This is a genomic window from Actinophytocola sp. (genome assembly GCF_045807065.1).
Taxonomy (GTDB): Bacteria; Actinomycetota; Actinomycetes; order Mycobacteriales; family Pseudonocardiaceae; genus Actinophytocola.
The window spans coordinates 1-10,368 of sequence record NZ_JBJMIE010000358.1; the positions used below are offsets into that span (position 1 = coordinate 1).

10 protein-coding genes are annotated in these 10,368 nt (G+C 72.0%); 5 read left to right on the plus strand and 5 right to left on the minus strand.

Annotation, left to right across the window (positions count from 1 at the left end; translation table 11 throughout):
- A partial coding sequence (locus tag ACJ73U_RS20855; protein ID WP_407779340.1) for a DMT family transporter occupies positions 1 to 621 on the plus strand: 621 nt, incomplete at its 5' end.
- Here the strand turns inward: ACJ73U_RS20855 and ACJ73U_RS20860 are convergent.
- From ACJ73U_RS20860 to ACJ73U_RS20870, 3 genes are all read right to left on the minus strand, one after another.
- Positions 593 to 1,399 carry a MerR family transcriptional regulator gene (locus tag ACJ73U_RS20860; protein WP_407779341.1) on the minus strand — a complete coding sequence of 269 codons (807 nt, stop codon included), beginning with the start codon at positions 1,397 to 1,399 and terminating at the stop codon, positions 593 to 595. The genes ACJ73U_RS20855 and ACJ73U_RS20860 overlap by 29 nt on opposite strands.
- A 61-nt stretch (positions 1,400 to 1,460) precedes the next feature.
- Positions 1,461 to 2,120: a response regulator gene (locus ACJ73U_RS20865; protein ID WP_407779342.1), complete on the minus strand. Its 660-nt coding sequence runs from the start codon at positions 2,118 to 2,120 to the stop codon at positions 1,461 to 1,463.
- Positions 2,120 to 3,412 carry a PspC domain-containing protein gene (locus ACJ73U_RS20870; protein ID WP_407779349.1) on the minus strand — a complete coding sequence of 431 codons (1,293 nt, stop codon included), beginning with the start codon at positions 3,410 to 3,412 and terminating at the stop codon, positions 2,120 to 2,122. Before ACJ73U_RS20870 ends, ACJ73U_RS20865 begins: the two co-directional genes overlap by 1 nt.
- Positions 3,413 to 3,549: 137 nt before the next feature.
- Here ACJ73U_RS20870 and ACJ73U_RS20875 point away from each other — a divergent pair, with 137 nt between their 5' ends.
- The 3 genes from ACJ73U_RS20875 to ACJ73U_RS20885 all read left to right on the plus strand — a co-directional run bounded on the left by ACJ73U_RS20875 (position 3,550) and on the right by ACJ73U_RS20885 (position 6,047).
- Positions 3,550 to 4,962, plus strand: coding sequence for a PspC domain-containing protein (locus tag ACJ73U_RS20875; protein WP_407779343.1), 1,413 nt, complete (start codon positions 3,550 to 3,552; stop codon positions 4,960 to 4,962).
- Positions 4,940 to 5,152: a hypothetical protein gene (locus ACJ73U_RS20880; RefSeq protein WP_407779344.1), complete on the plus strand. Its 213-nt coding sequence runs from the start codon at positions 4,940 to 4,942 to the stop codon at positions 5,150 to 5,152. The genes ACJ73U_RS20875 and ACJ73U_RS20880 overlap by 23 nt, the downstream gene beginning before the upstream one ends.
- Before the next feature lie 298 nt (positions 5,153 to 5,450).
- Complete coding sequence (locus tag ACJ73U_RS20885) at positions 5,451 to 6,047, plus strand: TetR/AcrR family transcriptional regulator (protein ID WP_407779345.1); 597 nt, start codon at positions 5,451 to 5,453, stop codon at positions 6,045 to 6,047.
- Between the two features lie 112 nt (positions 6,048 to 6,159).
- Here the strand turns inward: ACJ73U_RS20885 and guaA are convergent, their stop codons facing one another.
- Entirely contained in the window at positions 6,160 to 7,713 is a 1,554-nt protein-coding gene (gene guaA, locus ACJ73U_RS20890) for a glutamine-hydrolyzing GMP synthase (RefSeq protein ID WP_407779346.1), read from the minus strand.
- A gap of 40 nt (positions 7,714 to 7,753) precedes the next feature.
- Here guaA and ACJ73U_RS20895 point away from each other — a divergent pair, with 40 nt between their 5' ends.
- Positions 7,754 to 9,208 carry an aldehyde dehydrogenase family protein gene (locus ACJ73U_RS20895; RefSeq protein WP_407779347.1) on the plus strand — a complete coding sequence of 485 codons (1,455 nt, stop codon included), beginning with the start codon at positions 7,754 to 7,756 and terminating at the stop codon, positions 9,206 to 9,208.
- Positions 9,209 to 9,223: 15 nt separating this feature from the next.
- On the opposite strand, the gene ACJ73U_RS20900 is transcribed toward ACJ73U_RS20895, so the two are convergent.
- A partial coding sequence (locus ACJ73U_RS20900) for an FAD-binding protein (protein WP_407779348.1) occupies positions 9,224 to 10,368 on the minus strand: 1,145 nt, incomplete at its 5' end.

Here is a 10,368-nt window from a genome sequence, read left to right on the forward strand (position 1 = left end):
GCGATCGTGCTGCGGACCGAGCGGGACCTGTCCGCCACCAAGGTCGGTGGGCTGGTGCTCGGGTTCGGCGGCACGTTGCTGATCTTCTCGCCGTGGGAGACGTCCTTCGCCAGCTGGGACGCGCTGGTCATCCTGGTCGCGGCCATCTGCTACGCCGTGAGCTTCGCCTACATCGGGCGGTTCATCTCCCCGCGCGGCTCGCGGAGCGGACACCAGGACGGACGTGGGGTCGCGCCGATCGCGTTGTCGGCGTCGCAGATCATCTCGGCCACCGGGCTGATGGCGATCGCCCTGCCGGCGTACGGGCTCCAGCCGGTCCACCCGCACTGGGACGCGGTGCTGGCCGTGACGGTCCTCGGGATCTTCGGCACCGGGTTCGCGTTCGCGCTCAACTACCGGATCATCACCGACGAGGGGCCGACCAACGCGGCGACCGTCGGGTACCTGCTGCCGGTCGTGTCCGTGCTGCTCGGCGCGCTGTTCCTGGACGAGACGCTCACCCCGCACGTCGTCGCCGGCATGGTCGTCGTGCTCGGCGGGGTCGCGCTGACCAGGGTGCGCCGGCGGCCCGTCGAGCCGCCGGCCGTCCCGGTCAGCGCAACGGTTCCTGCAGCTCGGTGACCCGCTCGGACTCGTCCGCCGACCACTTGAGGGTCACCTCGCGGTTGTAGCCGGCCGAGGTGTGGCCGTTCTCCTCGATCCAGGTGGCCAGGGTCTGGACGCTGGACAGGACGTTGTCCATCGAGCCGTGGTGCATGATCGTGGCCGCCCGCTCGATGCCCGGCAGGTCCACCACGTCGACGCCCTCGATCTCGGTGGCGCTCACCGGCATGGTCGCGTGCACGACCACACCGCCCGCCGGCGCGTCCTCGTAGTACGCGACCGCCGGCCCCGCCGGCGTCACACCGGCGGCCTCCAGCCGGTGCATCAGCTCGTCGTAGAGCGGACCGATCACCGGGGTGATCGACTCCGGCTCGAAGCTCGCGGCCACGCCGCTGACCTCGGCGACCCGAATCGGCTCGATCGTCTTGACCTGTACGTCGTTCGTGGGCATGGCGCCCTCCGTCTCGATCGAACGGAGCCTCGCCTCGACGGCCCGCAGGCGTGCCCGGTCGGTGGCCAGCTGGTTCTCCAGCTCGGCCCGCCGCAGTCGCAGCATGCCGCGCAGCTCGTCGATCCCGACCTTGTCGTCGATGATCGAGGCCACCTGCTCCAGCGTGAAACCCAGGTCCTTGAGGGCCACGACGCGGTTCAGGCGGGACAGCTGCGCGACCTCGTACCCGCGGTGACCCGTGAAGGGATCCACGCGGGCCGGCCGCAGCAGCCCGATCGCGTCGTAGTGCCGCAGCATCCTGACCGTCACGCGGCCGTGCCTGGCGAAGTCTCCGATGTTCAACATGACGACCCCAGGTCTACGACCTCACACCGTGTCAGGATCAACGGCGACGTCCGCTCCCCGTTCACACCAGGCGACGGTCCGAAGCCCAGCGGGACAGCTCGTACCGGTTGGACAGCTGGGTCTTGCGCAGCACGCTCGACACGTGCGTCTCGACCGTCTTCACCGAGATGAACAGCTCGGCCGCGATCTCCTTGTAGGCGTAGCCGCGGGCCAGTAAACGCAACACGTCCCGCTCGCGCGGGGTCAGCAGGTCCAGCTCCGGGTCGGAGATCGGCGCCGCGCCGGGGCGGTCGGCGAACGCGTCCAGCACGAAGCCCGCGAGCCGCGGCGAGAACACCGCGTCGCCTTCGGCCACCCGCACGACCGCGCGGACCAGCTCGTGGCTGGAGATCGTCTTGGTCACGTACCCGCGGGCGCCGGCCCGGATGACCGCGATGACGTCCTCGGCCGCGTCGGACACCGACAGCGCGAGGAACGTGACGTCCGGGTTGTCGGGCCGGGCGCGGCGCAGCACCTCCGCACCGCCGCCGTCGGGCATGTGCACGTCGAGCAGCACCACGTCCGGCTTCCTGTGACTGATGCCGGCGACCGCCTCGCCGACCGTGCCGGCCTCGCCGACCACCTCGACCTCGTCGGTGATGGAGTCCAGCTCCGCCCGCACCCCGGCCCGGAACAGGCCGTGGTCGTCCACCAGGAACACCCGTACGGGCTTCTCGGCCATCAGTTCCCCTTCTTCGACGTGACCGGCTCACGCGGCATGCGCAGGTGCACCTCGGTCCCCTCACCGAGCCCCGTACGCAGCCGCAGTTCGCCGCCGTTGCGCTCCATCCTGCCCCGGATGGAGTCCGCGAGGCCATGCCGGTCCGCCGGCACCTCGGCCGGGTCGAAGCCCTTCCCCCGGTCCCGCACGAAGATCTCGACCGAGCCCGCCTCGACCTCGGCGTACACGCTGACCTCGCCGACGCCGGCGTGCTTGGCTGCGTTCACGGTCGCCTCGCGGGCCGCGTAGACCAGGCCGGCGAGCTTCTCGTCGAGCGGGCAGTCGCCGACCACCACCTGCTGGACCTTGATCGCGAACTGGTCCTCCACCTCGCCGCACGCGCGGGCGATGGCCTCGGACAGCACGGTCGGGATGTCGGCGGCCGCGTCGCCGGGCGGCTTGCCCCGGCCGTAGCCGGACGGCCCGTACAGCCAGCCACGCAGCTGTCGCTCCTGGCCACGCGCGAGGCGCAGCACCTCGCGGGGCGCCTCGGCCTGCTTCTGGATCAGCGCGAGCGTCTGCAGCACGGAGTCGTGCAGGTGGGCGGCGATCTCGGCACGTTCCTCGGTGCGGATGCGCTCATTGCGCTCCTCGCCGAGGTCGCGGACCAGCCGCAGCCAGAACGGGACGGTCAGCACGGCGACGCCACCCAGCGCGGCGATCACCGCGAGCAGCGCGAACTGGGCCTGGTCCAGGTTGACGCTGCGGGCCAGGAACACCGCGATACCGGTCATGACCAGCACCGCGCCGGTCAGGATGCGGAACACCGCCGACCGGCCGCCCCGGCCGATGACCGCGCCGACGACGCCGGAGCCCTTCCAACGGCGGCGCTGCTGCTCGTCCGCCTCCCGCCAGACGAGCGCGGCGCCGACCAGCGTCACCGCGATGCCGCTGGCGACCCAGCCGTTGAGCAACCCGGACAGCGACCCGACGGCCACCGCGAGGCCGATGCCCAGTGCGAGCAGGCCGCGGGCCTGCTGCTTCTCCCTGGTGGAGACCTCGGCCGGCTTCGTCTCGACGCGGGACTGCGGGACGAACACCCAGAGCAGCCCGTAGGCCACCACGCCGGCCCCGCCGAACGCCGCGAGCACCGCGAACGCCACCCGCACCCAGAGCACCGAGATCGTCAGGTGGTCGGCGAGCCCGCCGGCGACCCCGGCGACGGCACGACCGGTCCGCCGGCGACGCATCCTGACCTCTTCGGTCTCGTCGACGGCCTTGTCCAGCACTCGGTCCAGGTCCGCCTCCACCACCAGCTCTCGCGTCTCGACACTCACCACTACATGGTCACATCTACCCGCTCGCGGCCCATCAGGGAAATACCCGGAAGCCGCGGCTCAGGGTGATTCCCCGATGTGCTCGTCCCGGACCGGGGCGCATGCTCTTCGACGTGAGTGCGACACAGTCTGGTGCGACGCGCATCGAGGACACCGTCAAGGATTTCTGGGCCACGCGTCCCCGTCGGCCGCGGCGCGGACGCAAGATCGCCGGCGTGGCCGCGGGCATCGCCAACCGGTACCGGATCGACCCGGTGGTGGTGCGGGTGGGGCTCGCCGTCGCGACGGTCTACGGCGGTTCCGGCGTCCTGCTGTACCTGCTCGGCTGGCTGTTCCTGCCGGAGCAGGACGACGAGGTGTCCCCCGTCGAGTCGCTGTTCGGCAAGGGGCGCAGCTCCACCTCGTCCGGGTTCACCGTGCTGCTCGGCATCTTCATGGTCCCGGTGCTCGGGTGGTTCTTCAGCGGCTCGTTCACCGGGACGTTCTCGAGCTGGCTGAGCCTGCTGGTGGTCGGCGGCCTGCTGTTCCTGCTCCACCAGTCACGCGGGCACGTCGAGCCGCTGAACCCGTCGGGTGCGGCGACGCAGGGGGCGCCGCAGCCGACCATGCCGGTCTACCCGCCGGCCGCGCCCGTGGTACCGGTGCCGCCCACGCAGCCGACGATGCCGCTATCCACGCCGACGTCCACACCGGAGTCCACGCAGCCGACCATGCCGACATCCATGCCGACGTCCATGCCCGCGGCCACCACGCCGTTCACGCCGCCTTCCGGTCCGCCGGTCGGCATGCCGCCGCCGGTGGAACCCGACTCCCGCACCACGCCGCCGGCGTGGGACCCGCTGGGCGCGGCGCCGTTCGCGTGGGACCTGCCCGAGCCGACCACGCCGGAGCCAGAGGAGCCGCGGCCCGCGAAGCGGCGCAAGCCGAAGGTCGGCACCGCGACACTGGGCATCGCCCTGGTGGCCGCGGCCGGCCTGGTACTCGCGGCGAACGCGCCGTGGGGTGGCGGCTGGATCACCCCCCAGCACGTCGTCGGCGTGGTGCTGGCGATCGTCGGCCTCGGCCTGGTGGCGGGCGCGTTCCTGCGGTCGGGCCGCGGGCTGCTCGCGCTGGCGGTGCCGCTCTCGGTGATCGGGATGGGACTGACCACGATCAGCCCCGGCGGCTACCACGGCACCGGTGACGTCAACGAGCGCCCGGTCGGCCTCGCGCAAGTGCGGCCGATGTACGAGCGGTCGTTCGGCAGCATCACCCTCGATCTGACGGGACTGCCGGAGGTGGGCCACGTCGTCACGGGGGTCCGCGCCGACGTCGGCAGCGTGGACGTGGTGGTGCCTGCGAACGCCGACGTCGTCGTCACCTGCTCCGCCGACGCGGGCACGGTCAACTGCCTCGGCCAGCAGCGGGACGGCGTCGACTCGCGGGTCACCCGGTTCTCCGACCTCGGGCCCGACGGCGAGGGCGGCTTGCGGATCGAGATCATCGCGTCGGCCGACCTGGGAGATGTGGAGGTGCGTCGTGGCTGACCGCGACCAGAACGAGACGAAGCGGTTCCCTGACGTGCTGACCCTGATCGCCGGCATCGGCACACTCCTGGTGTCGGCGTACGTCCTCACCGACGGCGCGTTCCGCATCCCCAACCCGACCTGGCTCCTGGCGGGCGGCGCGCTCCTGGTCGGCGTGCTGCTGCTGGCCTCCTCGATCAGGAAACGCTGACCGAGTCCGCTGTATGAGGATCGCCCGTCTCCCACCAGGAGACGGGCGATCCTCGTACCCAGGACACGGCACTACCCGACGCGCGGATCCTCGTCGGCGTCGTCCGGCCGTCAGCGCCTCGGTGATGGCGGGGATGTCCTGGTACTCGCGCCAGACCGTGCTCCCGCATGCGGCGGTAGGCGCGAGAGGATCTGCTGTGCCGGTTGCCGACGTGGTCACGTCGCGACCCTGAAGTAAGCTGAGTTGGACTCACTTTCAGCATGGTGAGTCTGACTCATTTTGTCGACGAGGGAGTGCCATGCGTCCAGACGGTCCGCCTGCCGGTACCGGCGAACGAACGCTCCGTGCCGACGCCCGGCGCAACCGGGCGCGGATCCTGGAGGTGGCCGCGGCGGTGTTCGCCGAGCAGGGCGCATCGGCCTCGACCGAGGCGGTGGCCGAGCGCGCCGGCGTGGCGATCGGCACGGTGTTCCGGCACTTCCCGACCAAGCCGGATCTGCTGCGGGCCGTGGTGATGGACGTGCTGGACCGGCTCATCGACGACGTCGACGCGCTCCTCAACGACGACCCGCGGGACGCGACCGCCCTGTTCGAGTTCTGCACCCGTGTCATGTCGGCCAGCACGCGGAACAGGGCCGTGTTCGAGCGGCTCGCGGAGACCGGCACCCGGGTCAACGTCGGCGACGCCCTGACCCGTCTGCGGCCCGCCGTCGACCTGCTGCTCGAACGCGCTCAGCAGGCCGGCGCCGTCCGCGACGACCTGCGAGCCGACGATCTGAGCGCCCTGCTCGCGGCCATCTGCCAAGGGGCGATGACGGATGGGTGGAGCGAGCAGCTCCGCCATCGCGCGCTGACGATCCTCTTCGAGGGCATCCGACCGGTCGCACGGGGTTGACCCCGGCCGCCGTGCCTCGACGGAGCCGGCTAGAGCCCGCTCGCCACCCGCACCGTCGCCGGAACGCAACCAACACCGAGAAGTGCGGGGAGGCGGGCTGGAAAAACCCTCGTCACTCCCACTCGATGGTGCCCGGGGGCTTCGACGTGACGTCCAGGACGACGCGGTTGACGTCGCGTACCTCGTTCGTGATGCGGGTCGAGATGCGTTCCAGGACGTCGTAGGGGAGGCGGGTCCAGTCGGCGGTCATGGCGTCCTCCGACGACACCGGGCGCAGCACGACCGGGTGGCCGTAGGTCCGGAAGTCGCCCTGGACGCCGACGCTGTGCACGTCGGCCAGCAGGACCACCGGGCACTGCCAGATGTCGCGGTCCAGACCGGCCGCCGTCAGCTCCTCGCGGGCGATGGCGTCGGCCGCGCGCAGGATCTCCAGGCGCTCCGCGGTCACCGCGCCGATGATGCGGATGCCCAGACCGGGCCCGGGGAACGGCTGGCGGTGCACGATCGTCTCCGGCAGGCCCAGCTCGAGGCCCACGCGCCGGACCTCGTCCTTGAACAGCTCGCGCAGCGGCTCGACCAGCTCGAACCTCAGGTCCTCCGGCAGGCCGCCGACGTTGTGGTGGCTCTTGATGTTCGCCGCGCCGGTGCCGCCGCCGGACTCGACCACGTCCGGGTAGAGCGTGCCCTGCACCAGGAACCGGTAGTCGCCCTTGGCCTTGAGGTCGCGCTCCGCCTCCTCGAACACCCGGATGAACTCGCGACCGATGATCTTCCGCTTGTGCTCGGGATCGGTGACGCCGTCCAGCGCCGTCAGGAACCGGTCACGGGCGTCGACGGTCACCAGCTTGACGCCGGTCGCCGCCACGAAGTCGCGTTCCACCTGGCCGCGCTCACCGGCCCGCAATAGCCCGTGGTCGACGAACACGCACGTCAGCCGGTCGCCGACGGCCCGCTGCACGAGTGCCGCCGCGACCGCGGAGTCGACGCCGCCGGACAGCCCGCAGATGGCCCGGCCGTCGCCGATCTGCTCGCGGATGCGGGTGATCTGCTCGTCCACGATCGACGCGATCGTCCACTGTGGCCGGATACCCGCCACGTCGTGCAGGAACCGGCGCAGCACCTCCTGGCCGTGCGGGGTGTGCGCGACCTCCGGGTGGTACTGGACGCCCGCGAACCGGCGCTCGGTGTCCTCGAACGCCGCCACCGGGGTGCCGGGGGTCGAGCCGGTCACCGCGAACCCGGGTGGCGCGGCCGTGACCGAGTCGCCGTGGGACATCCACACCGGGTGCCGGCCCGGCAGGTCGGTGTGCAGCGCGCCGCCGTCGGCCGACAGCTCGGTGCGACCGAACTCGCGGGACCCGGTGTGCTCTACCGTGCCGCCCAGCGCCCGCGCCATGGCCTGGAAGCCGTAGCAGATGCCGAACACCGGCACGCCCGCCTCGAACAGCTCGGGGTCGACGTCCGGGGCACCCTCGGCGTACACGCTGGACGGGCCGCCCGACAGCACGATCGCCTGCGGTTCCCGTGCCAGCAGCTCCGCGACGGACGCGGTGTGCGGGACGACCTCCGAGTACACCTGCGCCTCCCGCACGCGGCGGGCGATGAGCTGGGCGTACTGCGCGCCGAAGTCGACGACGAGAACGGGCCGGTGAGAGTTGTCGGTCACCGCCACAGCATCGCATGGCGCTCAGAACTAACGTTGAGGCATGAACGCGTTCGAGGAAGAACTGCCGACACCCCGGCCGGCCTGGATCGCGGGCCGTGCCGAGCGGAGTGACCAGACCCTCCCGGTCCACCACCCCTTCGACGGCGACGAGATCGCGTCCGTCTGCGTGCCCACCGCGGACCAGGTGGAACGCGCCGTCGCCGCCGCGGCCGAGGTTGCCCGGGAGTTGCGGACCACCCCGGCGCACGTGCGTGCGGCCGCGCTCGACCACGTGTCCCGCGCGCTGGCGGAACGCGCCGAGGAGGTCGCCGAGACGATCACCGCCGAGAACGGGAAACCACTCCGTTGGGCGACGATCGAGGTCAACCGGGCGGTCTCGACGTTCCGGTTCGCGGCCGAGGAGGCCCGGCGGTTCACCGGTGAGGTACAACGCCTCGACACCGACCCGGGTGGCGTGGGCCGGCTCGCGGTGACGCGCCGGGTGCCGCGCGGGCCGGTGCTGGGGATCGCGCCGTTCAACTTCCCGCTCAACCTGGTGGCGCACAAGGTGGCGCCGGCCATCGCGGTGGGCGCGCCGATCATCGTGAAGCCGGCGCCGCGCACGCCGCTGTCGGCGTTGCTGCTCGGTGAGCTGCTGGCCGAGACCGACCTGCCCGAGGGCGCCTTCTCGGTGCTGGTGGTCGGCAACGAGGACACGCGCGCACTCGTCAAGGACCCGCGGCTGCCGGTGGTGTCGTTCACCGGTTCGGGGCCGGTCGGGTGGTCGCTGATGGACGCCGCACCACGCAAGCAGGTCGTGCTGGAGCTGGGCGGCAACGGCGCGGCCGTCGTGTGCGCGGACTGGCCCGACCTGGACTTCGCCGCCTCCCGGATCGCGACGTTCGGGAACTACCAGGCCGGACAGTCGTGCATCGCCGTGCAGCGGGTGATCGTGGAGCGCCCGGTGGCGGAGGCCTTCCTGCCGAAGCTGCTGGACGCGGTGGGCGCGCTGAAGACAGGCGACCCGCACGACCCGTCCGTGGAGGTGGGCCCGCTGGTGGACGAGGCCGCGGCCGAGCGCGTGTCGAAGTGGGTCGACGAGGCCGTGGGAGCCGGCGCGAGGCTGCTGGTGGGCGGCAAGCGCGACGGCGCGACGGTCGAGCCGACGGTCCTGTCCGAGGTGCCCCACGACGCGAAGGTGTGGGCCGAGGAGGTCTTCGGGCCGGTCCTGGCCGTGTCGGTGGTCGACTCCGTCGACGAGGCGTTCGCGCAGGTCAACGACTCGCAGTACGGCCTGCAGACCGGGGTGTTCACCCGCGACGTGCGGGTGGCGTTCCGGGCCAGGGCCGAGCTGGACGTGGGCGGCGTGATCGTCGGCGACGTGCCGTCGTTCCGCGCGGACCAGATGCCCTACGGCGGTGTGAAGGCCTCCGGGGTGGGCCGCGAAGGTCTCCGCTCGGCGATGGCCGACCTGACCGAGGAACGCGTCATGGTCCTCACCGGCCTGGAGCTGTAGCGCCCCCGATGCCGTTCAGGGCGTGACGGCCTGGGCGAAGGCGAAGACCTTGTCCGGGTCGTACCTGGCGGCGACCTTCCGCAGGCGCGGGAGGTTGTCGCCGTAGTAGGCGGTGGCCCAGTCCGGCATGGTCGGGTCGATGTAGTTGACGTATCCCGTCCTGCTCGGCAGGCCGTCCCGGACCTCGGCGACGTCCTGCGCGTTGCCCGACGAGTAGATCTGCGCGCTGGCGATGGCGGTCCGGTGCGGGAAGGCGGTGTCCCCCGGCTTCACCCGGCCGACGGCGCCGCCGAGCGAGTCGAGCAGGACGTCCAGGCCCGACCGGCCGGTGAGCAGGTCGACGAACGTGGCGGGGTCGACGGCCTTGTCGAGCACCCGCGACGACGCCGTGAAGGACTCCCGGCCCAGCTGGCCACCCTCGGCCTGAGGGCGGCACGTTTCGGTGCTGCGCTGGGAGCAGCCGCCGTAGTACCGCATGGCGTCGAGGTACCCCTTGCCCTGGATGAGGATCGAGGACGCCCGCGGCAGGGACCTGAGCAGCTGCTTGCACAGGTTCTCGTCGCCGACGACCGCGCCGCCGATCCGGGCCCTTGGTGGGGAACCGGCGGAGATGGTGCAGTTGGACCACAGCTCGTCCGGTTGCCGGGTGATCCAGTCCTGCCACGCGCCGACCACGTCCGCGGTGGACCCGGCGGGGTACTGGAGCGAGAACACGGTGATGTCCGGCGCCGGCGCGGTGGCGAAGGTGAACGACGTGACGATGCCGAAGTTGCCGCCACCGCCGCCCTTGAGCGCCCACAGCAGGTCGCCGCCGTCGACGGTCTGCTGCTTGCCGTCGGCCGTCACGATCTGCGCGGCCGTGAGGCGGTCGCAGGTCAGCCCGAACTTGCGGGCCGTGACCCCGATCCCGCCGCCGAGCGTGAGCCCACCGATGCCCACCGTGGGGCAGGACCCGGCCGGCAGCGCCCGCCCGGCGCCGGCCAGCGCGGCGTAGACCTCCATCAGCCGCGCCCCACCGCCGATGACGGCCGTGTCCCCGCTGACCTGGACCGTCGCCATGGACCGCAGATCGACGACGAGCCCGTTGTCGGGACTGCTGTACCCGGCGTAGCTGTGCCCACCCGACCGCGCCGCGATGGGCATCCGCGCGTTCCGCGCGA